Annotated in this window: 19 protein-coding genes and 5 pseudogenes; 9 read left to right on the top strand and 15 right to left on the bottom strand. The window is 52.3% G+C overall.

Features of this window, described 5'->3' with window-relative positions; all coding sequences use genetic code 11:
* Positions 1 to 790 precede the first annotated feature (790 nt).
* The 4 genes from P2W74_RS09610 to P2W74_RS09625 all read right to left on the bottom strand — a co-directional run bounded on the left by P2W74_RS09610 (position 791) and on the right by P2W74_RS09625 (position 4978).
* Entirely contained in the window at positions 791 to 1111 is a 321-nt protein-coding gene (locus P2W74_RS09610; RefSeq protein WP_276294794.1) for a peptidoglycan-binding protein, read from the bottom strand.
* 298 nt (positions 1112 to 1409) lie between these two features.
* Positions 1410 to 2054 (bottom strand): hypothetical protein, encoded by a 645-nt coding sequence (locus tag P2W74_RS09615; RefSeq protein ID WP_276294795.1) that lies wholly within the window; start codon positions 2052 to 2054, stop codon positions 1410 to 1412.
* 396 nt (positions 2055 to 2450) lie between these two features.
* On the bottom strand, positions 2451 to 3848 hold the full coding sequence (locus P2W74_RS09620; protein ID WP_276294796.1) for a YfcC family protein: 1398 nt from the start codon (positions 3846 to 3848) through the stop codon (positions 2451 to 2453).
* Positions 3845 to 4978 carry a M20 family metallopeptidase gene (locus P2W74_RS09625; protein ID WP_276294797.1) on the bottom strand — a complete coding sequence of 378 codons (1134 nt, stop codon included), beginning with the start codon at positions 4976 to 4978 and terminating at the stop codon, positions 3845 to 3847. The genes P2W74_RS09620 and P2W74_RS09625 overlap by 4 nt, the downstream gene beginning before the upstream one ends.
* A gap of 154 nt (positions 4979 to 5132) precedes the next feature.
* On the opposite strand from P2W74_RS09625, the gene P2W74_RS09630 reads away from it, so the two are divergent.
* Complete coding sequence (locus P2W74_RS09630) at positions 5133 to 6005, top strand: LysR family transcriptional regulator (RefSeq protein WP_276294798.1); 873 nt, start codon at positions 5133 to 5135, stop codon at positions 6003 to 6005.
* Between the two features lie 54 nt (positions 6006 to 6059).
* Here P2W74_RS09630 and P2W74_RS09635 read toward each other — a convergent pair whose 3' ends face one another.
* Positions 6060 to 6455, bottom strand: coding sequence for a hypothetical protein (locus P2W74_RS09635; protein ID WP_276294799.1), 396 nt, complete (start codon positions 6453 to 6455; stop codon positions 6060 to 6062).
* Between the two features lie 175 nt (positions 6456 to 6630).
* Between P2W74_RS09635 and P2W74_RS09640 the strand changes: the two genes are divergently transcribed.
* Both P2W74_RS09640 and P2W74_RS09645 read left to right on the top strand, forming a co-directional pair.
* Positions 6631 to 7302 (top strand): sigma-E factor regulatory protein RseB domain-containing protein, encoded by a 672-nt coding sequence (locus P2W74_RS09640; RefSeq protein WP_412767239.1) that lies wholly within the window; start codon positions 6631 to 6633, stop codon positions 7300 to 7302.
* Between the two features lie 15 nt (positions 7303 to 7317).
* Positions 7318 to 7804, top strand: a pseudogene (locus P2W74_RS09645) (SRPBCC family protein).
* Between the two features lie 33 nt (positions 7805 to 7837).
* Here the strand turns inward: P2W74_RS09645 and P2W74_RS09650 are convergent.
* From P2W74_RS09650 to P2W74_RS09670, 5 genes are all read right to left on the bottom strand, one after another.
* Positions 7838 to 8557: an RNA polymerase sigma factor gene (locus P2W74_RS09650; protein ID WP_276294801.1), complete on the bottom strand. Its 720-nt coding sequence runs from the start codon at positions 8555 to 8557 to the stop codon at positions 7838 to 7840.
* A gap of 51 nt (positions 8558 to 8608) precedes the next feature.
* Positions 8609 to 9334 carry an FAD-dependent oxidoreductase gene (locus P2W74_RS09655; RefSeq protein WP_276294802.1) on the bottom strand — a complete coding sequence of 242 codons (726 nt, stop codon included), beginning with the start codon at positions 9332 to 9334 and terminating at the stop codon, positions 8609 to 8611.
* Positions 9335 to 9434: 100 nt separating this feature from the next.
* The gene (locus tag P2W74_RS09660) at positions 9435 to 9878 is read right to left on the bottom strand and encodes a DUF2231 domain-containing protein (protein ID WP_276294803.1); all 444 of its coding nucleotides are present in this window, start codon (positions 9876 to 9878) and stop codon (positions 9435 to 9437) included.
* Positions 9878 to 10279, bottom strand: coding sequence for a hypothetical protein (locus P2W74_RS09665; RefSeq protein WP_276294804.1), 402 nt, complete (start codon positions 10277 to 10279; stop codon positions 9878 to 9880). The genes P2W74_RS09660 and P2W74_RS09665 overlap by 1 nt, the downstream gene beginning before the upstream one ends.
* A 172-nt stretch (positions 10280 to 10451) precedes the next feature.
* Positions 10452 to 11159: a FadR/GntR family transcriptional regulator gene (locus tag P2W74_RS09670; RefSeq protein ID WP_276294805.1), complete on the bottom strand. Its 708-nt coding sequence runs from the start codon at positions 11157 to 11159 to the stop codon at positions 10452 to 10454.
* A 243-nt stretch (positions 11160 to 11402) separates the two neighbouring features.
* Here P2W74_RS09670 and P2W74_RS09675 point away from each other — a divergent pair, with 243 nt between their 5' ends.
* The 5 genes from P2W74_RS09675 (at position 11403) to P2W74_RS09695 (ending at position 14517) form a co-directional block, all read left to right on the top strand.
* Positions 11403 to 11900 carry an RraA family protein gene (locus P2W74_RS09675; protein WP_276294806.1) on the top strand — a complete coding sequence of 166 codons (498 nt, stop codon included), beginning with the start codon at positions 11403 to 11405 and terminating at the stop codon, positions 11898 to 11900.
* A gap of 7 nt (positions 11901 to 11907) precedes the next feature.
* On the top strand, positions 11908 to 12063 hold the full coding sequence (locus tag P2W74_RS09680) for a hypothetical protein (RefSeq protein ID WP_276294807.1): 156 nt from the start codon (positions 11908 to 11910) through the stop codon (positions 12061 to 12063).
* Positions 12064 to 12126: 63 nt separating this feature from the next.
* Positions 12127 to 13425, top strand: a complete 1299-nt coding sequence (locus P2W74_RS09685) for an MFS transporter (protein ID WP_276294808.1) — start codon at positions 12127 to 12129, stop codon at positions 13423 to 13425.
* A gap of 28 nt (positions 13426 to 13453) precedes the next feature.
* Positions 13454 to 14101 (top strand): mannonate dehydratase, encoded by a 648-nt coding sequence (locus tag P2W74_RS09690; protein ID WP_276294809.1) that lies wholly within the window; start codon positions 13454 to 13456, stop codon positions 14099 to 14101.
* 20 nt (positions 14102 to 14121) lie between these two features.
* Positions 14122 to 14517 carry a mannonate dehydratase gene (locus P2W74_RS09695; RefSeq protein ID WP_276294810.1) on the top strand — a complete coding sequence of 132 codons (396 nt, stop codon included), beginning with the start codon at positions 14122 to 14124 and terminating at the stop codon, positions 14515 to 14517.
* A gap of 159 nt (positions 14518 to 14676) precedes the next feature.
* Here the strand turns inward: P2W74_RS09695 and P2W74_RS09700 are convergent.
* The 5 genes and pseudogenes from P2W74_RS09700 to P2W74_RS09720 all read right to left on the bottom strand — a co-directional run bounded on the left by P2W74_RS09700 (position 14677) and on the right by P2W74_RS09720 (position 19678).
* Positions 14677 to 15395, bottom strand: a pseudogene (locus P2W74_RS09700) (ABC transporter ATP-binding protein).
* Positions 15392 to 16274 (bottom strand): annotated as a pseudogene (locus P2W74_RS09705) (ABC transporter ATP-binding protein). The pseudogenes P2W74_RS09700 and P2W74_RS09705 overlap by 4 nt, the downstream one beginning before the upstream one ends.
* Positions 16271 to 17559, bottom strand: a pseudogene (livM, locus tag P2W74_RS09710) (high-affinity branched-chain amino acid ABC transporter permease LivM). Before livM ends, P2W74_RS09705 begins: the two co-directional pseudogenes overlap by 4 nt.
* Positions 17560 to 17564: 5 nt before the next feature.
* On the bottom strand, positions 17565 to 18494 hold the full coding sequence (locus P2W74_RS09715; RefSeq protein ID WP_276294811.1) for an ABC transporter permease subunit: 930 nt from the start codon (positions 18492 to 18494) through the stop codon (positions 17565 to 17567).
* 110 nt (positions 18495 to 18604) lie between these two features.
* Positions 18605 to 19678 carry a branched-chain amino acid ABC transporter substrate-binding protein gene (locus P2W74_RS09720; RefSeq protein ID WP_407649484.1) on the bottom strand — a complete coding sequence of 358 codons (1074 nt, stop codon included), beginning with the start codon at positions 19676 to 19678 and terminating at the stop codon, positions 18605 to 18607.
* Between the two features lie 511 nt (positions 19679 to 20189).
* Here P2W74_RS09720 and P2W74_RS09725 point away from each other — a divergent pair.
* Positions 20190 to 20856 (top strand): annotated as a pseudogene (locus P2W74_RS09725) (YecA/YgfB family protein).
* Positions 20857 to 20892: the final 36 nt, after the last annotated feature.

Below are 20892 nucleotides of genomic sequence, written 5' to 3' on the forward strand. Positions count from 1 at the left end.
CCAAAGCCCGTACAGGCTCCCTCCTGACCCTGATCGAGGATCAGTTTCGCCTTTGTGTAGACGGTCAGTCGCGTTGCGATGTCCGCATCGCTCGGAAACAGATCCGGTAAACTCACCGGTGGCGGTGTGTAGGTACGATCGCGCAGATCAACCGGATCCTTTGACGCATTGAGTACGGGTCCCGAGTCGAGTGCGGAGACGGGGATCGCCGCCGTGGCGCTCTTGCGCTTGCCCGCTTTCGGAGGCTCGCTACTCGTCATCACCTTCCTGGTCTCGCCGGCGTTTAGGCATGACGGCTGGCATGGCAGCCCGCAAGCGTGAAAACGCTTTTGAAGCGATCCAATCCGTGCGAGCCGCCATTCACCAGCCTGCGCGCCTTCCTGTAGGTCCGGTGGCGTGGCTGTCAGTGCGGTCGTTAACTCCTTTTTGCGATCGGCGAGGAACAAGGCCAACAATACGGCCGCCACCTCGGGCGCATTGGCGAGGTCAGGGGAGGCGGTAATGTCCACACCAATGCGGGGAGCGTATTCTTCGTAGTTCGCGCGCCCGGTGAGCTGCACGAAACCGCGTCCGCGAAACCTGGCGCCATCTCCCGGTTTGATATTGCCAAGACTCTTACCTGGTTTTGTCCCTGCGTCGTAGGCGCTGAATGCCGGTAACCCTGGCGTGGTGTTGAACTGCGAGGGGTATTCGGAAATAGGGACGAAGCCTTCGGTTTCCGCACGTATGGTCCCCAGCGCTGCGAGAATTAACGGGGCCGTCGTGAGTCCTTCACTGGTGAGCGCTGCTGTCACATACGGCAGATACCGCAACACGTTGGATGGCTTGGTGGCCGGGAACAAGTTTTGCACATCATCTGCCCGCAGGCCCGAGGGAGGGAGCGTTTATCAGACCCAGCAGGCCTCTGGCAGTAGGGGCCAACAATACCATCGGCAAGGATACCGATATTCGACTGCCAGTGGCGAACTGCGGCCACAAGCGTCTCATCGAACAGGTCATTCTTCGCCTGCAGGTCGAACATTTGTGCATCCGACCCCAATGTCGCAGCCAGACACTTGCGGAGTTGAACAACTTCCGGCCCGGATGAGTCTTGCAACAGCAATTTAACCATGACTTTCCCCTCAAGTAAAGTGAGTACTTTGCGTCGATATCAAGGTCGTGGAACCGTGATGTTGATATCGACTGTAGTGCAGCGCATCACTTTCAGCCAAATGACGTTAAATGCTGACGTCAATTGACGCTGGTCCAGACTTCAAGAACACCCGGTGAAACTCTGGCGGTATATCCATCGACAAAGGCGACACTCAGCTTAATGAAGCCTGGCCATTCCGCCGTTGCGTTGTACTCTGTGGCTAATTGTTTGGCGAGCTCCGCATCTTCTTTATGAAAATAACGTACCTGATTGATTCCTACGGCCTGGGCTGTACGTTCACGCTCCTGCGCGCGGCCTCCGGAATATTCCAGTGACGCTTTTCAAGCGCTGTTGAAACGTCTATTACCGCCTGTCGTGCTAGTGTCCCGGCAAATTGGACAGATACTGTATTGCGCGAATCCGGAAAAGGAAGGTTCTGTTTATTGCTGTTTTGCTCTTCTTTCCTGGGAGCTTCCACTATTGTTGTCGGGATGGATTTACCCAATGGACATCCCTGAGACCAGGGCTCGACAAAACATTTCGCCTCGACCACAAATACGGCGGGGGTGCGGAGCAGTGCCTGCATCCAGAACAGAGAAACCGTGATCAGTAAAAGGGTTGTGACATACCAAAGGATGATGCGGGGAAGGATACTGCCATCGAGGACTTTAAAAAAAATAACGATACCTGCAGCCAAAATTAAAAATATGATTAAAGAGTAAGTGAGCTCAGAGAAACTCATTTCACTTATCTTGCCATAAGAACCCGTAATCCAGGTAAAACTTAAGAGCAAAAGAAGAAAGACCGAAATCACCAGTCCCAATCGTGCGTCCTGGTGTTGAATATTAGTGAGTAGCCATTTAACAGGGGGGATACCGAAGCGCAAATTGTGTTGATCGGTGTTATCTGATTTATCCGTCATGTTTTTTATCTCTCAGTAAAATCAAATGTTGTTAATCATTTTGATAGATAAAAAACGTCTGAAAGGTAAGTGTGGCGTATGGTTTATTATTTTAATATCAACCATATTGATTATGGATGAACCTGGCAGCACGTTTGGATGCAGGTATTTGCGAATTGTTTAAAAATATAAAACAGTTGCAGGTGTGAGTATATCCGTGATGATAAACACCTAATGCGTGATTTGCATTGCTAATAGCATGTCGAAATAAAAAGACTATTACTTTTATATTTGGGCGCTCAACAGCGAATCGCCACGGATACTCCAGACATTTCAGATTGGCCTATGATGATGATCATGACCCGGTAGACGATGCTACCGGGTATTACTGTCTGTTTCTGACACTCAGCTATCGGTTTAAACGGTCCCCCAGTTAATCGCCACGCCAATCAGCAGCATGATGACGCAAATGACAAACCAGATGGCGATCACCGGTGCCACAAAGCGCAACCATTTGCCATAAGGCACACCGGCAGTGGCTAATACTGCCATCAGAACACCGGAGGTTGGGTTCATACAGTTAACAATACCTTCGCCGAGCAAGACCGCCTGGACCATCACTTGACGCGTCAGACCAAGGTTATCGCCAAGCGGGGAGAAGATCGGGATCAACAGTGCTGATTCGCCGGAACCCGAAGATATCCCGAAATGAATCAACGCTGCACTGATAAACATCCCGAGGGTCGCCGCATGTATCGGCACTGGCTCCAGCAAATTGGATAAGCTCCCGACAATCGGGTCCAGCACGTTGCCTTGCTGCAACACCAGTGAAATGGCTGCGGCCATACCGACGATAAATGCGCCTTTTACCAGCTTCGAACAGCCCGTGAGAAAGGTATTCGCAATATCCGATCCGGACAGGCGGCCAATGAGTCCTACTATTATCGTCAGCAGGATAAACATCGCCGACATCTCATTGGTGCCCCAATGGAATTGTATCGTCCCGGCTATAAACAGGATCAGTGCCAGCACGGTGGTGGCTAAAATCCATTTATGGCGCCCCGTCACGTTCAACACGTCTTTGCCTGAAGTTTCCTGAGTGGGGCGCAAAAAGCCCAGCTGCCGGGTACGGCGTATTGACCAAATCAAATAGGCGGCAGCAGTAATGATAAACAACAGGCAGGTGATGCTACGCAACAACATGCCGGAAAAGAGCGGTAACTGCGCCAGATGCTGTGTGAGTCCCGTCGTCGCAGGATTGAGGATCGCCACATTAAAGCCCGCGGCGCAGGTCAGATAGACTAACGATGCCCCCAGTATTGGCGGCAAGCCCATCGAACGCGCGATCAGCAACCCAATGGGCACAAACGCGACCACGGCATTCACCACGACGCCAGTGGTACCGAGAAGGCCGAAGATAGCGGCAAAGATCAGCACGAGCCATTTGTCGCTGAGTTTCGTGCTGTGTGATAAAGAGTTAAGCGCGGTAGCAATGGCACCGGTTTTTTCGATAACGGCTAGCACGCCACCCGTAAACAGAATCAGAAAAATAATCGACGCTTGTTTTACCATGCCTTTGGCAATCGCCGTGAAGATTTCCAGCGGATAGACGCCACTTTGCGCAACGGCATGCAGGCTGCCTTTCACCGCAAACTTGATACCGTCACGCGTTTCATAATCATAAACGCCAGCGGGAATAATCCAGGTCGCGACGGCGGCAAGCACCAGGATAATAAACAGCAACAGATAGGGGCTTTGCCCTTTATCCTGCAAGGAGACCGGAGGTGAGTACGAATCAACGTGGGATTGCGTCATGGTTTCCCCCCTTCAGCAATGATCCCCGCCACTAATGCCGCACGTAGTGGCACATCGGCGATGTTGATATGTTCATGCTTAGCATGGATCCCGGAACCGGTCGCACCAAGGCCATCCAGCGTGGGTAAACCGAGCGCGGCAGTAAAATTGCCGTCGCTGCCGCCGCCAACGCTCTCGCCGTCCACGGTGAAGCTTAGTGCTTCTGCTACATGCTGCGCCCGTGTCAATAACGTGCGGGCTGCGGGCGTCTGGCGCATCGGTGGACGACCCTGACCACCGCTGACCTGCAGCGTGATGCGCGGGTCGTAGGGGCGCAATTGGCAAATCGCTTCATGAATACTCGCGGCTTCTTCCTGCGAAGTGACTCGAGTGTCTATGCCGAGATAGGCGCGATCGGCCACCACATTGAAGCGGCTGCCGCCGTTGGCGATCCCTACGTTGACGGTAGTGCCACGCTCAGGCGCATTGAGGCTATTCAGATAGAGAATGTGCTGCGCCATCTCTTGTATTGCGCTGGCGCCTTCTTCTGGATTATTCCCGGCATGCGCCGCCAGCCCGTGGATGGTTATTTCATAGTGTCCCGTGCCTTTTCGCGCGACTTTAAGCGCGCCGCTGCCCGCGACGGCTGGTTCAACGACTAACACCTGCGCGGAACCGCGCGCATGTGTTTCAATCCATTCACGCGAGCTCGGGCTGCCCAGCTCTTCGTCACTGTTACACAGGAATACGATACGCTGGTGTCCGAGTAAGTTGAGCTGTTGCAACGCGCGCACCGCCCAGATGGCCTGCACCAGCCCGGATTTCATATCGAGAATACCCGGCCCATATAATTTACCGTCTTCCTCGCGAAGGACCAGCACACCCTTGTCCCATACCGTATCGAAGTGACCTATCAGCGTCGTTTGCGGCCCATCGCTACCAAGAGTGAATTTACGGTGGTTGCCGTAATGTAGTTGCTCATCGATTTCCGCCTGTACACCTAAACGCTCCCGAAAAATGTCCTCCAGAACCCGGCCACACGCATCAACGGCAGTTTTATCATGTGATGGGGATTCTGCCAGTACCAACCGTTTAATATCATTCAGGATGTCTGATGCGTGTTGTTGCAGGTACGTTTTTATATTTTTCATGTATTTTTCCGTCTGTCTTGGTTGTAACAGGCAGTATGCGCAGAATTGGCATTGTAAAAAATGAGGAGTGATGATTATTATTGTTGCCCTGTGAGCAACGAATAAGCCAAAAATATGGACGTTCTCCACCTATCCAGAAAAATCCATCGGGTATTTGTATGAAGTTGGCGTACATGGCGGTATTCGACGTGCAGCCGATGCGCTGGGAATTAATCCCTCGGTAGTGAGCCGTCAGTTATCCGAACTGGAAAGAACGTTACAACTGCCGTTACTCGAACGACGTGGCCGCAACGTGGTATTAACGGATGTCGGGAAATTGCTGGCAGAAGATTATGCGCTGACGGTGCAACGTCGCAAACAACTCGAACGTCAGTTACAGGATTTGCGCCATATGCGCGGTGGGTCGGTGAACTTGCGCGTCGGTCAGGGCATGGTGGAGGAGGTGGTCAGACATGTCATCAGTGAATTTTCCCTGGCGTATCCTGCGGTCTTCGTCAACATTCAGTCGGGCGATATGCAAACCACCCTCACGCTATTGGCTAAAGGGGAGGTGGATATGTCGGTGAGTTTTGGTCCGTCCGCGCCACCGGGTTTGAAGTGTAACAGTTTCCGGCGTGGACCGATTTGCGCCATTGTACCGCCCAATCATCCTGTCGCCGCTTTCCCCGTTGTCACTGCCGAAGAATTAACGCGCCACCGCTTAATCGTCATGAGCGAAGATTTTGGTATACAGCGCTATTTGAACGCCATTTTTAAAAATGAGGGGCTTATTTTTACGCCCGCATACCGCTGTAATCTGTTTACCAGCGCTATCGCCTTATGCCAGACCGGACAAGGGGTGGCATTTATGACGCCGCAAACATTGAAAAGCATTCAATTTCGCGAGCAATTGGTGGCTGTCCCTATTGATCATCGTATTGCTCGTGAAAGTTTGTGTCATTTGTTGCGCTCTAATGATCACCGTATGACGCCAGCGGCAAATTATCTGTGGCGTTTATTAAATAGTTATTTTGCCGGGTTACCCTAACGGTAATATTGATGGGGATTACGCTCACGAACGCCATAAACCGCGACGTTGCGGTTATCTGCGAATGGGCATAGTTGTCATGAACCCTCCGCGGGCGGGATTATTCATAAATCCGTTACGGGCGGGATTGTTCATAAATCCATCACGTGCAGGGTTGCCGATGAAGCCATCGCGGGCAGGATTTCCGCTGCGCATACCAAAGCTATCAATGATGACGGGATCAACGATGACGACGTGGTGAGAACCAAAGGGGCGGATCTTCCTGTTTTGTGCGTTAAGCGTAAAACCGATGTCTCCACCGAGACTGTTTAGACCATTACCGGTAATCACCGCGATGCGTAATTCTCGCTCCCTTTCCGCCTGGTGCTGCAGGGCGCTGGCTGCGGCATAAGAGGAGGCCATCAGAAGTAGCGCAAGGGCGATGGATGAAGACGCCCGTAGCAGTTTCATGATTAATCCTCATTTAAAGTGTGGTTAATAAAGTATAGCTTTTTGCTGGCACGACACTCGGTTTGGGCGGTTCAAATAAGCACTATACTGACAAATGACAGCAGGTGATGGTTCCTGTTTGCTGACCACCTTAAGGCAGGAGACGGTCATTAGCGGCTTAATCTCTCCAGCGGTAATGTGTGCGACATTACTCTTCTTTAGCGGTATGACGCATCCGGCGGAAAATGTCGCCGTGGCATCTGCTTTTTCGCAAAACGTAAAGACGACCAACCTGATCGATCTCTCCCAGCAACAATTCGAACACATTCAATCTTACCAGGTACTGTTGCGCTCCTCGTCACCTCAGGATGAAAGCAAAGTTATTCGCTATAGCTATCGCAAACCGGGATTTGTGAGGATGGATTTTACCCGGCCACACCCCGGCGCGGTTCTTACCTATAACCCGGTCAGTCGTAAAGTGAAGTTATGGCCCTTTGGGTTGGGGACATTTCCGGTGTTGAACCTTTCCCCGACAGATTCATTGATACAAGACGATCACGGTCACCGGGTGGATCAATCAGACATCGGCGTATTGCTGAGCAATATTCGCCGGTTACAGCACGATGGGACAACCGTGACTGTCGGTGAAGAGACGCTGGCGGGACGCGCCACATTACATCTGTCCGTGACGGGACCCAAAGGTGTGAGTGTCGATGACGTTAATCGGTATGAGATTTGGTTAGATAAATCTCATGGACTCCCGGCCAAAGTTGTCAGCTACGACCGGCAGGGAAAACTGCTGGAAACCGTCCTGATGGATGCCATGGTGATCAACATTCAGTTCCCCGCTGATTTTTTCACACCGTAATGGGAGTTTAGGTTTATGGCTGAATACCAGTTTACTACCACCTGGCGGGTTGAAGCGTCGGTACAGGAGGTGTGGGACGTGCTCTCACATCCTGACCACTGGCCTGAGTGGTGGGCAAGTCTGGAGCGGATCATTGAAATCGAAAAAGGGGATATTCAGGGGATCGGGGCGTTGCATCGTTATACCTGGAAAGGGGGCCTTACCTTATCGATTAACCTTCGACATCCATGTATTGAACATCACCCCTTTTTATCTGCTGGAAGGGGAAGCCAGTGGTGAAGTTGAAGGGCGCGGAGTGTGGTCATTTTCAGGTAATGGGATGGAAACGATTGTCAGGTATGACTGGAATATTCGGACCAACACCCGGTGGATGAACTATCTTGCGCCCCTGGCGGCTCCCGTTTTTCGCTGGAACCATCTTACCGTGATGCGCGATGGTGCAAAGGGGTTGGCCCGAAAATTGGGCAAAAATGTCGAAATGTACTGTGTCGACAACGGGTAATACACGATCGTATTACCCTTTTTTGACATCACCTTACTCTGTTTTTGGGTTGGACAGCCCTTCGGCTTTTGCTCTGTCCAGCACACCTGCAACGATCCTATCGCACCGTGCGCCATCAAACGCGAAGGTGTCGTTCAGTGCGATATCCATTTGGCTGGCCAGTCCCTCACGGAGCAGGCTGCGGGCGCGAAAGAAACGGGTTCGCACCGTCGCTTCGGGGATATCCAGCGCGTGAGAAATCTGTTCCACGCTCAGTTCCTCGACCGCCCGGAGCATGAAGACCGTACGAAAAGCCTCGGGCAGTAAGTCGATACGGGCTTCCAGAAGTTGGCGCATTTGGGTTTGCATCACGGCATAGTCCGGGTGATGTTCAGGATTATCGCTTAACGATGCCTGGATGTCAGAGTCAATGGCATTCATGGCAGCATCCAGGGGAATTACGGAAGCGGTTTTTCGCCTCAGACGTCCCAATGATTCATTCACCACAATACGCACCAGCCAGGTTGAAAGCGTGGCCTCAGAACGAAACCCCTTCAGTGCGCGCCAGGCGTTCAGATAGGCTTCCTGCAGCGCATCTTCGGCCTCCGCATCGTTCTTTAAAATGCTGCGTGCGGTCCGAAACAGGAGTCGGTTGTGGCGACGCATGATTTCCGTAAATGCCGACGTATCCCCCAATGCTGCTCGTGAGACGAGATCAGGATCGGGGGTATGGGCCGACAGCAGGCCAGATGACTGAGATTGTGTATTCGGCATAGTGTCTCCCGTGTTCGGTACCTGTTTTTCGCGGCGACAGTGGATACCGCGTTAGTAACCGTAAAACGTTTCACTGCGCACGTTGTCCTCATCGATGCCGGACATCGTGAGCGTTTGGCGCATGGCCTCAACCAACGCGGGTGGACCGGAAACGTAGAAGGCCGGGTTATCCAGCCCTGTGACAACCTGCTTAATCCAGTCACTGTCGATGATCTGCGTTGCGCCATCCCAGGATTGGGTCGAATGCGCCATATCCGTCATGGTCGCCATTAACTGAAATCGCTGATTCTGCTGCTCCAGCTGCTGTAACTCCTCCAGAAAGGCTGTGTCTTCGGGGTGATGATTGCTATACAGCAGGATCAATTGCTGCGGCGTTTGCTGTTGGGCTGCGTGGCGTAACATGCCCATGAAGGGAGTGATCCCGATCCCCCCGGCGATGAGAACAGCCGTGCGTTCTGTATTTTTGGGTAAGGTGAATGATCCAAAAGGGCCATTGATCTGAACTTCAGTCCCAATGGGCAAGGCACACAACGTACGTTTAAAAACGCTCTCGCCGATGCGAGTCGCGACCACCAGTTCGTCCTCCTCGGGTGCAGTGACAATGGAAAAGGTGTGGCGGGTATCCGATGACCGGGTGTCAGTTTGATGTCCCGGCAGAATGAGATCTATGGCTTGCCCCGGTTTGTGGCTGAACCCGACGGGTTTTTCGAAGTGGAAGGCCATAGTGCCTTTTGCAATCTGGCGGCATGCAGTCAGATGAACGTTATACTCGGCCATGATGAAACTCCGGTGTTAAGCTGATGAAGGTGTTTTTACCCTGAACAAAACACCTTCTCTCAGCACCTCAGCGTCGATCTTAGGGATAATGACCTTGTGATTATTTTACGGATGGGGGCGGATTCTGGTTACTGGAGCGCCCTACGCCATGATGATAGACGAGCGTTCCGCCAAGCCAGCCTCCCGCCATCAGGCAAATAAATCCTGCGGCATCTAACAGTAAAGATAGCGTGTCCGGCTCCTGCAGGCGCATATTCTCAAGGCCCGTCACCAGACGGGTACAAAACAGCGCGAAAGCAACGCACATCAGGCCCATGTGCCACCAGACCATCCGCATCGGCGCGCCTTCTGGCACATGAGACAGCTCGAACATGCCCGCAATCATGGCGATTAACGCCATCAAACAGCCAATGGCAAGCAGCCCGCCAGACCAGCGCCAGGCCGTCTCACCAAACCACAGCCCGGCAACATCGGCGGCAACGGCCAGTGACCAGCAGGCGATGGGAAAATGGACCAGCGCCGGATGAAGCGGATGACGGGACATCACAGGAACACGCTAACCAGCGTGAGAAAACCCACGACAGCGACGCTGGCATGAACGGCCACGATGGCTTTCGGCGGTAACTTTTTGCGCAAATGGAACGACGCCAGAAAGAATCCGCCCAACGCTGCCGCCAGTAGCAAGGCAAAGGCGATGAAGACTTGCTGCGGCGCATTGCCTGAATAAGCATCAGGAGGCAGCAAAATCAGCCCCGTCGCGCCTACATCCGGCAGTGCAAAAGCGACAGTAACCAGGGGGGCAAATTTGTTGCGTAGCACATGTGCGGCCAGCACCAGTCCACCGAGTGCGCCGATGGCAAAAACGAGGATTGCGTAATTGAGCATGTGTTTCTCCCAGAGAAGCTGAGGATAGTGCTGCTCGTCATTGCCCGGGGCGTAAGGCAATCTCTCCGGTATTGACGGATCGTTTTTTTAATCTGTCAGGCAGACAGATTTGCTTCATTTCTTACCATTAGATGGCGTGAGGTTCGGTTGCGTTCCCGAAAAGAGAATTTTGTGAGTGCGTGTATGGCGGGCTGAGCAATGGTGTCAGAACGCCATAGAGCGATAATCAGGGTTACTCTTCAATAATCAACGCATTAATCGCAGAGGAGAAATGTTTTTGCATTGCCAGGGCCGCACCTTCAGCATCTCTCTGACAGACTTTGTCCAGGATTGCCTGGTGCACGTCAATAATTTGCTGACGACGGTCATGGATATCATGAGCATGCAAACCTGCGGAGATCGATTTTTCCAGCGGCACCCGAAGTGCCTGTAAGAGCAGGGCGTAGAGAGGGTTGCCGGACGCCTCGGCTAAAATCATATGAAAGCGTGCATCATGATAAATAAAAGACTGATGATCGCCGAAGACTTCACTTATCTTAGCCATCTCTATGCGTAAACGGGAAAAATGGTCTTCTGTACCATTTTGCGCCGCCAGCACAGCACTGTGAACTTCAAGGGTGCTGCGCAGTGAAAGTATCTGGCTTGCTGAAATCTGTTGCGTCACGACAGAATAGTTGAAAATCGTTTCCAGCGCCGCAGAGTTCAGTGATTGCACTCGCGGATATTTACCGCTGCTGATGTCCCAGATGCCAAGAATCGACAACGCCTGAAATGCCTCCCGCACTACACCCCGACTGACCCCCAGCGTTTCGGTCAATTGTTTTTCACTGGGCACTCTGGCGCCGGGTTCAAGCTGTTGCGTGGTGATGACATTGAGGATGTAGTTACGGACCTGTTCGGAGAGCGTGCTTTTCTCAATGATGGGTTTACTCATGTTCATGCGGCAACTCTCCCTCTCTTCGTAAGCGGTCGTTCCGTATCCATCTGGGACAGGATGTTCGGGCTGAAATTCTGCATATGTTATCGACTCATCTTCACTATTACCAACAACATGCCAGTGTAAATTTTTGCTGAGTCTGTCACATCATGGCGATCTGGGTATTTTCTGATCACTTGATCCTGGCTAACCTGTCCTACAGGTAGACAGTAAGGTTGTTTTAATTTAACCACACAGGAATGAATTATGCACTCAGAAGAAAGGCAATTTTTTGAAAAGATAAAGAACAATCTCAGTACCGCTCTGCTGGGTGATGTCATGGACGCCATTGGTCTACAGAATCAATTCCTCAACCCACGACTGCAGCCACTGGAAAAACAGATGCGCATCGCCGGGCGTGCGATGCCGGTGCTGGAGGCGGACTACGCGACTTTCCCCGGTTCGCATTCCAACGGCCCCCTCGGCGATAAAGCGTTTGGCGTGATGTTTGAGGCGCTGGACAGCCTACAAGAAAACGAGGTGTATATTGCCAGCGGTTCGTCCCCGACGTATGCCTTATGGGGGGGATTGATGTCGACTCGCGCTGTTCACCTTAATGCGGCAGGGGCAATTCTTAACGGCTATTCACGGGATAAGCACGAGATCCTTGAACTCAATTTCCCTGTCTTTTCCCTGGGTTCTTATTCTCAGGATCAAAAAGTTCGCGGAAAAAGTTCTCGATTATGGGGTTCCGATTACGATTGATGGCGTAATGATAACGCCAGGCGATCTTATTGTGGCAGATGAAGAGGGCGTACTGGTGATCCCGAGACGGGTCGAGCAAGAGGTTTATCGGTCTGGCGTTGGAAAAAGGCGTAACGGAAAACAAAGTTCGCGATGCCATTCGTGGTGGCATGGGTGCTGTTGAAGCATGGAATCGCTTTGGTGTGATGTAAATACCCTTCGATCTTGATGATATGAGGACATCAGTATGCTCAAAAGTAAACGCTGGAGTATTGTTTTCCTACTCTCGCTAGGTGGGGCGATCAATTACATGGATCGCTCTGCCTTTGCTATCGCAGCCCCCATGTTTGCTAACGACTTGCAATTAACGCCAGGTGAATTAGGCATTATTTTTAGTAGTTTCTCTATCGGCTATGCGCTTTTTAACTTCGTTGGCGGTTATGCCTCTGACCGTTTTGGTCCCAAAATGGTCTTTGCCGTCAGTATGGCATTTTGGTCATTCTTCTGCGGGTTGATTGGCGTCGCCGTCGGATTTACCTCAATGCTCATCATCAGGGTATTGTTTGGTGCCGGGGAAGGGCCGTTTGCGTCGACCTTGAATAAAATCGTCAGTAACTGGTTTCCCCGTCGTGAAGTCGCCAGCGCCATTGGCGTCGCCACTGCAGGCAACCCGCTTGGCGGTGCGCTGGCAGGACCTATCATGGGATCGCTGGTGCTGATTATCGGCTGGCGAATGGCGTTTGTTGCGATTGCCTGTTTAGGCATTGTTTGGCTGCTGTTTTGGATAAAAATTGCGAAGGACAAGCCGGAAGAACACAAAACCATCAGCCGTGAGGAATTAGCCTTAATTCAGGAAGGACAGCAGGAGCAAAGCGATAATAATCAAGAGACTGAAAAAGTATCCATGCCGCTCTCTTTTTATATCAAGCAGCCTACGATACTGGCAACGGCATTTGCATTTTTTGGCCTGAACTACATTCTCTTTTTCTTTCTCTCATGGTTCCCAAGCTATTTGTCGAACTCACAACATCTCAGCCTGAAGGACATGAGTATTGTGAGTGTGATTCCGTGGCTGCTGGGTTCTGTCGGGATGGCGGCTGGTGGCTTCCTGTGTGATTACGTACTGCGTAAAACCGGGCGTCCTCTGTTTTCCCGTAAAATAGTGCTCGTGACTTGCCTTGGTGCTTCGGCGATTTTTGTTATGTGCGTTGGCAATGTTTCCAGTGCCGCAGGGGCGGTATCCCTGATGGCATGTGGCATTTTCTTCCTCTATTTATCCGCAACAACGTATTGGGCTATTTTGCAAGATACCGTCGCACGCCAAAATATGGGCGCAGTAGGAGGTATGGTTCATGCAACAGCGAATATTGCCGGAATATTAGGACCTATTGTGACGGGTTACATTATTCAATGGACAGGGGCTTATAATGCGGCGTTCTTTATTGCTGGGGGTATTGCCGTACTTGGCGCACTTGCCGTGGCTGTCTTTGTTAAACCCATTCCGATGCAGCGCGAAAATGTTGCCGATGTAATCAGACAAGAATGATAATTTCTTTCCACCGGAGATTCAGAACATGAAATTAGGCTTTGGACTGTACCGCCACATGCTGGATGACGAGCATTTCGCCTTTGCCAGACAATGTGGTGCGACGCATATTGTCGTTCATATGGTTGATTATTTTCATCAGAATGCGCGTTTTTCCCGTAGCGATCAGCCGGTTGGTGATACCGGCGGTTGGGGTACGGCGCAGGCAGATGTCTGGACAACAGAAGAATTGTTAGATATTCGCGCCAGAATGGCGAAATACGATTTAACCTTTTTTGCTATTGAAAATTTCGACCCTTGCCACTGGGATGACATCTTATTTGACGGTCCCCGGAAAGCAGAACAAATCGAGACGGTGAAACAGATCATCCGTAATGTCGGTGCTGCGGGTATCCCTGTTTTTGGTTATAACTTTAGTCTGGCGGGCGTCGCCGGAAGAATTCAGGAAAATAAGGCGCGCGGCGGAGCCAAAACGGTCGGCTTAAACGGCGTAAACGAACAAACCGAAAGTCCGTTACCGGCCAGTATGGCGTGGAATATGGTGGTGGATGAAGATGCTGAGGGTATAAGAGCACCGGTGACTAAAGAGCAACTCTGGCAACGGCTGGAAGCGTTCCTGAAAGAGATTGTGCCGGTGGCAGAAGAAGCCGGTGTGAGACTGGCCCGCGCATCCTGACGAATCCGCCGCTTGAATTCGTGCGTGGACAACCGAGACTGGTTAACCAACCGCATCTCTATCAAGACTTGCTGGATCTGGTTCCCAGCTCCTCTAATGCGCTTGAGTTTTGTCTGGGCACCATTGCCGAAATGTCAGAGGGCGATGTCTACGAGGCGGTAGAACAGTATTCTCGTCAGGACTCTATTGCGTATATGCATTTCCGTAACGTAAAAGGGAAAGTTCCTCACTATCACGAAACCTTTATCGACGAAGGGGACATTGATATGGCGAAGGTATTACGGATACTGAAAGAAAATAACTTTGATGGCGTATTAATTCCGGATCATTCGCCACAAATGACCTGTCCTGCGCCATGGCATTCAGGAATGGCCTACGCAATGGGATACATGAAAGCCTTAATGCAAGTTTTATGATGACCTTTGCGTAAAGAATAAAATGTCGATAAGAGGGGATGACTGACATTCAACACAAAACCGTGGAAACATGAATTTTTAGGCGTCGTACAGTCAGACCTTTTTTAATAAAAAATAGCCGCTTTTTACAGCGGCTATTGTTATTTAGCTTCGAAATCTCTATGCACCGCCCAGATACGCTTTTCGCACTTCGGGATCGACCAACAGTTCCTGACCGCTGCCGCTAAGGCGAATTTCGCCATTGACCATCACATACGCGCGATCCGAAAGTTTAAGCGCGTGGTTGGCGTTTTGTTCGACTAAAAAAAGCGTCATCCCGGCCCGTGTTAACTCGCGCAGCGTCTGGAAAATTTGTTTCACCACCAGCGGCGCTAATCCCAGACTCGGTTCATCCAACAGCAGTAATTTGGGGCGACTCATCAGTGCGCGGGCAATAGCCAGCATCTGTTGCTCGCCTCCCGAGAGCGTCATGGCGCGCTGATTGCGCCGCTCCTCAAGGATGGGAAAGAGGTGATACATCCGTTCTTTATCCTCTTTATGGTAACGGTCGCCGATAGGAATACTCCCCATCAGGATATTTTCTTCGACCGTCATGTCCGGGAAGATTCGCCCGTCCTTCCGGGACCTGAGCAATCCCATTAGTGGCGATAAAGTGGGTGGATTTGTGGCTGATATCGTCATTACGGTAAAAAATCTGCCCGCGCGCGATGCGTGGTTGCCCAAAAATGGACATCAGCAAGGTCGATTTTCCGGGCACCGTTGGCGCCAATCAACGAGACGGTTTCTCCTTCATTTACCGTTAGCGAAATCGCTTTCAGCGCCTGAATCGGGCCATAAAAAACGTCCACATGGCGAAACTCCAGCAATGGCTGACTCATCCGGCAAGCTCCTCTTCATCTGTCCCCAGATAGGCGGCGATCACGCTGACGTTGTGCTGGATCTCCGCGGGCGCCCCCCGGGCAATCACATCGCCATGATCAAGCACGATAACGTGATCGGAAATCTCCATGACCATGCTCATATCATGCTCGATCAACAACACGGTAACGCCATGCCGTTCACGCAGGACGCGCACAATGCTGCTGAGCGCCTCGGTTTCCACCGGGTTGAGTCCGGCTGCCGGTTCGTCGAGACAAATCATCTCCGGTCCCGTGCACATGGCGCGAGCAATTTCCAGCCTGCGCTGTTGGCCATAGGAGAGGGTCCCGGCCAGGCGGTTTGCACAATCCACAAGGTTCACCACCTCCAGCCAGTAAAAGGGCGCGGTCGTGAGCGCCCTGATTTTCGGCTTTTTGATACGCCGGTGTGTTAAATATTCCGGCAATCAGGTTGCGGTTCGCCTGCATATGCTGGGCCACCATCAGATTTTCGATCACCGACATTTCGCGAAACAGGCGGATGTTCTGGAAGGTTCGCGCCAGTCCGGCACGGTTGACCAGATGTGTGCCGCCGAACATTTTGTAGTAGATGCGTGAGGCCAGACGGCCAGGATTGAAAAAATCAGTGGCGTGGATTTTTTGCCCTTACACCTGAATCACATCGGTGGTTTTGGCGCGGGTTATTAAACACAATCGCCCCCGCCGAAGCCTGATTAAAATCCGGTCAGGCAGTTTGAACACCGTGGTCTTACCGGCACCGTTTGGACCAATCAACGCCGTGATTGAACCCCGGGTAACCTCCAGATTGACATCGTTGAGCGCTTTTATCCCGCCAAAGTGCATCATCAGATTTTCAACACGTAAAATGCTGTCAGTCATGGCGCGACCCCTTTGCGAATAGCGAAACCGGCGCGGCTGGTGCGGACCAGCCCACGGGGACGCCAAATCATCATTAACACCATTAAGACGCCAAACAGCAGTACCCGGTATTCGGCAAAATCCCGGAGTAACTCGGGGGCGACGGTCAGAACAAAGGCCGCCAGCACCACACCGAGCGTGGAGCCCATCCCGCCGAGTACGTACGATGGCAAGAATGAGCGCAGACTCGAAGAAGGTAAACGAAGTCGGATTAACAAACCCTTGATAAGTCGCGAAAAAGACACCGGCAATCCCGGCCGTCGAAGCCCCCATCATAAAGGCGGAAAGTTTGACTAATACATGGTTTAAGCCCAGTGAGCGGCAGGCAACCTCATCTTCGCGAAGCGCTTCCCAGGCCCGGCCAATGGGCATTTTGGTTAAGCGATGTTGATGAACAGCACCAGCAACACCACCAGAACCAGGACCGTGTAGATAAAAATAAACTTCAGGTTAGGGTTGTACGTCAGACCGAAAAACTCATGAAACGGCACGCCGCCGTCCTTCGCCCGCCGGCCAAACTCAAGGACCAAAAAGCGTGGGGGCAGGCACGGACACTCCATTGGCCCACCGGGTTAAAACTCAGCCAGTTGTTCAGGATCAGACGGATAATTTCACCAAATCCCAGCGTCACAATCGCCAGATAATCCCCGTGCATTCGCAATACCGGAAACCCCAGTAGCGCGCCAGCCAGCGCCGCCATAGCAGCGCCAATGGGCAACATGACCCAAAAACCGAGCCCCAGATACTGATATCCCAGCGCCAGCCCATAAGCGCCAATGGCGTAAAAGGCCACGTAACCCAAATCCAGTAATCCGGCGAGCCCGACCACAATGTTCAGGCCCAGTCCCAGCAGCACGTAGATCAGCCCCAGAATCGCCACCGTCAGCAGATACTTGGTCGCCACAAAGGGGAAGGCGATAGCCAGCAGCATCAAGCCAGGAATTACCCAGCGCATGCGGGAGGCGTAACCCACCGGGCGGACGTACACACCGTCGTCAGCGCCTTCAAACCGGCTGGCAAACTTCTGCCCGATCTGAGTTTGCAGCGCCAGGCTGACGAGAAAGCGTCCTGCCATGACCACGGCAACCAGCCATGCCACGCGGGTCGGGGCAAGCGTGAAACTGTAGCCTTTTAAAACCACCCCCACGATGGGGCCAAACACAATCAGCGCGCACAGTCCGGCTAATACGGTGTCGACCAGGCATTTTTTAATATCAATTTCTGATTTCACGACGGCCTCTGTCATCTCTGTCATCGTTTTGCCCTACCACCTTCACGACCATTGGGACGTCCCAACAGCCCCTGCGGGCGGAAGATCAGGATGACCACCAATAATGCAAAGGAGAACACGTCCTTATAATCGGAGTTAACGAGCCCGGCGAATTGCGCCTCTGCGACACCAAGCAGCATGCCGCCGAGCATGGCGCCGGGAAGTGAACCGATCCCGCCCAGTACCGCGGCGGTAAACGCCTTGATGCCGATGATAAAGCCAGCATAAAAGTCAAACGTACCGTAGTTCATGGTCACCAGAACGCCCGCCAGCCCCGCCATCGACGCGCCCATCACAAACACCAGCGAGATAACCCGGTCAGTGTTAATGCCCAGAATGGAGGCCATGCGCCTGTCCTGCTGCGTCGCGCGACAAATTCGTCCCAGTCGCGTGTACTGGATAACCCAGGTCAGGACCGCCATACCGACAAACGCCGCCAGCAGAATAAAGATTTTGGTCCAGGTGATTTGCACCATTCCGTCGCCGACATTGAAACGCAGCACGCCGCTCATCAGCGTCGGGATGCCTTGCTGGTTGGGCCCCTGACTGATTTGCACATAGTTTTGCAAAATGAGTGACATACCGATGGCAGAGATGAGTGGCGCCAGACGGGTTGAATTTCGCAGGGGGCGATAGGCAATACGTTCGATGACCCAGCCGTAGACCCCCGTTATCACGATAGTGAAGATCAGGGTGCCAAAAATCAGCAGAGGGAAAGAGTGAATGCCAAAGTAGGAGAGCAGGCCCAGGCCAATAGCACAGAGGTACGCGGAGATCATGTAAACTTCGCCATGCGCGAAATTGATCATGCCGATGATGCCGTAGACCATGGTGTAACCGATGGCAATCAGGCCATACACCGCTCCCAACGTCAGACCGTTGATCATCTGTTGTAAGAAGAAAGCATCCATTTGAAATTCCCGCCAGTGGTAAGGCAACCGGCTCGCACAATCCGGTTGCCTTCAGGGTTGCAATGCCTCACCCGAGAGGGGAGCGAGAAGTCAGAACCGACCTGACGGTATTAGAGTTGGTGATATTTACCTTTGTCATCCCACTGGTAAACCACATAATCAGACACTTTCAGATCGCCTTTCTCATCCCAGGATTTGGGGCCCATCACCGTGTCAACGGAGTGTGATTTCAGCCATTCGCCCGCTTTGGCGTTGTCTTTTCCTGCGGCGCCGTAGGCGGCAGCAATGGCCTGAATTGAGGCATAGGCATACAGGGTGTAGCCTTCCGGTTCAAAACCGCTGGCGCGGAATTTCTCAATGACCGCTTTGCCTTCCGCAATGGTGCGAGGATCTTTACCAAAGGTCATTAACACACCATTGGTATACTGCGCGCCACCGGCAGCCGTCACCATCTCCTCCGTCACCACACAGTCGCCGGAGAAGAATTTAGCCTGTACTCCTTGCTCGCGCATTTGACGCACCAACGGACCCGCTTCCGGATGGCAACCGCCAAAATAGACAACGTCCGGCTTCAGCGCGCCGATTTTGGTCACCAGGGCATTGAAATCTTTTTCACCGCGCGACAGTCCCTCATACAGGACTTCTTTGGTGCCCCGTTTTTGCAGTGCGGCTTTCGTTGCGTCGGCTAAGCCCTGACCGTAGGTATCTTTGTCGTGAATGACGGCGATCTTTTTCGCTTTCAGGACGTCCAGCATGTAGTTTGCCGCCGTGACGCCTTGCTGATCGTCACGACCACACATGCGAAGCATGCCTTTCATTCCGCGTTCGGTAATCAGTGGGTTGGTTGACCCCGGGGTTATCGTCAATACTCCGGCTTCATCATAGACTTCGGACGCTGGCATGGTGGAGGAAGAACAGAAATGACCGACCACGGCAGAGACTTTGGATTCATCGACCAGGCGGTTTGCCACCGCGACGGCCTGCTTCGGCTCACAGGCGTCGTCGCCCTGCACCAGCACAATTTTCTCACCTTTAATACCGCCTGCCGCATTGATATCCGCTGCCGCCTGCGATGCCCCTTTCCAGTATTGCGCTCCATACGTGGCATTGGGACCGGTAAACGGCCCGGCCACGCCAATCGTGATATCTGCCTGCGCATAAAATGCGGTACTTAAACAACCCATAACGGCAATCTGCAGAGGTAACTTAATCATTTTAATAGACATTTGGATATTCCTCAGTACTGTTCAATACCAGGCGCCGGGAGGCGCGGGGAAAATCATAAACTTCGTCATTTATTGCGTTATCAAGCGGGCCGCGTACGGCTGTCATTTTTTAAGCAAAAACTCCGCCAGGTTGATAAATATCGACATTGTTATCTGACAGACGTAGCAGTGCGATGTGAAATACGACGTCGCAATTTCATCAGGTCAGTGTCAATCGTTATCTAAGGAGGAGGTTGCCTTCACGTGGCAGACTGGGATGCGTGGTATCCAAACCGTCCAGAATCTTAAACATAGCTGCAGAAAAGTCAGGCTGCGCACCTTGTCGGTGCAAAAATGCGGAGAGGATCACTTGAACGATGCGCAAGGCTCAGGAAGGCCGGGCTTCTGAACTCCCCGTTTTGTTTAGAATAATCCCCGTCTACCCTGTAAGATGAGCCCAGGCAAGCGTATTTCACTGAGGATTAGCGTTATGAACACGGGACCATTGAACGAAAGCGAACTGGAGTGGCTGGATGATGTACTGACGAAGTACAACACCGAACACGCGATTCTGGATGTGTCAGAGCTGGATGGTCTGCTGACGGCGGTTACTCAGTTCTCCACGTGAGATTGAGCCGGAGCAGTGGCTGGTGGCAGTATGGGGAGGACCGCAATATGTGCCGCGCTGGTCATCGGAAAAAGAGATGACGCGCTTTATGAATCTTGCGTTCCAGCATATGGCTGATACCGCCGACAGACTGAACGAGTTTCCGGAGCAGTTTGAACCTTTATTTGGCCTGCGTGAAATTGAAGGCCATGAGCTGACGATTGTCGAAGAGTGGTGTTTTGGTTATATGCGCGGAGTGGCGCTTTCTGACTGGTCAGCGTTGCCCGATTCGCTGAAACCGGCGCTGGAGGCGATTGCGTTGCACGGTACGGAAGAGAACTTTGCCGTGGTAGAGAAGATGACGCCAGAGGCATTTGAAGAAAGCGTAGAGGCTATCCGGATGGCGGCGCTGGATCTTCATGCCTGGTGGATGGCGCATCCGCAAGAAATTCTGCCGCAGGTACCTGTGAAAGTGGAAGCCAAACCAGGGCGTAACGATCCCTGTCCTTGCGGCAGCGGCAAAAAGTATAAGCAGTGCTGTCTGCACTGATAGTACGTTAAGCTCAGACGGCGCTTAAACCGCAGT

It is taken from the genome of Citrobacter enshiensis (assembly GCF_029338175.1).
Lineage (GTDB): Bacteria > Pseudomonadota > Gammaproteobacteria > Enterobacterales > Enterobacteriaceae > Citrobacter_D > Citrobacter_D enshiensis.

What these genes read in the sequence shown, in the direction of transcription:
- P2W74_RS09610 (WP_276294794.1), bottom strand. Translation starts at nt 1,111, where the DNA reads ATGGTTAAATTGCTGTTGCAAGACTCATCCGGGCCGGAAGTTGTTCAA.
- P2W74_RS09615 (WP_276294795.1), bottom strand. Translation starts at nt 2,054, where the DNA reads ATGACGGATAAATCAGATAACACCGATCAACACAATTTGCGCTTCGGT.
- P2W74_RS09620 (WP_276294796.1), bottom strand. Translation starts at nt 3,848, where the DNA reads ATGACGCAATCCCACGTTGATTCGTACTCACCTCCGGTCTCCTTGCAG.
- P2W74_RS09625 (WP_276294797.1), bottom strand. Translation starts at nt 4,978, where the DNA reads ATGAAAAATATAAAAACGTACCTGCAACAACACGCATCAGACATCCTG.
- P2W74_RS09635 (WP_276294799.1), bottom strand. Translation starts at nt 6,455, where the DNA reads ATGAAACTGCTACGGGCGTCTTCATCCATCGCCCTTGCGCTACTTCTG.
- P2W74_RS09640 (WP_412767239.1), top strand. Translation starts at nt 6,631, where the DNA reads ATGTGTGCGACATTACTCTTCTTTAGCGGTATGACGCATCCGGCGGAA.
- P2W74_RS09650 (WP_276294801.1), bottom strand. Translation starts at nt 8,557, where the DNA reads ATGCCGAATACACAATCTCAGTCATCTGGCCTGCTGTCGGCCCATACC.
- P2W74_RS09655 (WP_276294802.1), bottom strand. Translation starts at nt 9,334, where the DNA reads ATGGCCGAGTATAACGTTCATCTGACTGCATGCCGCCAGATTGCAAAA.
- P2W74_RS09660 (WP_276294803.1), bottom strand. Translation starts at nt 9,878, where the DNA reads ATGTCCCGTCATCCGCTTCATCCGGCGCTGGTCCATTTTCCCATCGCC.
- P2W74_RS09670 (WP_276294805.1), bottom strand. Translation starts at nt 11,159, where the DNA reads ATGAACATGAGTAAACCCATCATTGAGAAAAGCACGCTCTCCGAACAG.
- P2W74_RS09675 (WP_276294806.1), top strand. Translation starts at nt 11,403, where the DNA reads ATGCACTCAGAAGAAAGGCAATTTTTTGAAAAGATAAAGAACAATCTC.
- P2W74_RS09680 (WP_276294807.1), top strand. Translation starts at nt 11,908, where the DNA reads ATGATAACGCCAGGCGATCTTATTGTGGCAGATGAAGAGGGCGTACTG.
- P2W74_RS09685 (WP_276294808.1), top strand. Translation starts at nt 12,127, where the DNA reads ATGCTCAAAAGTAAACGCTGGAGTATTGTTTTCCTACTCTCGCTAGGT.
- P2W74_RS09690 (WP_276294809.1), top strand. Translation starts at nt 13,454, where the DNA reads ATGAAATTAGGCTTTGGACTGTACCGCCACATGCTGGATGACGAGCAT.
- P2W74_RS09715 (WP_276294811.1), bottom strand. Translation starts at nt 18,494, where the DNA reads ATGGATGCTTTCTTCTTACAACAGATGATCAACGGTCTGACGTTGGGA.
- P2W74_RS09720 (WP_407649484.1), bottom strand. Translation starts at nt 19,678, where the DNA reads ATGGGTTGTTTAAGTACCGCATTTTATGCGCAGGCAGATATCACGATT.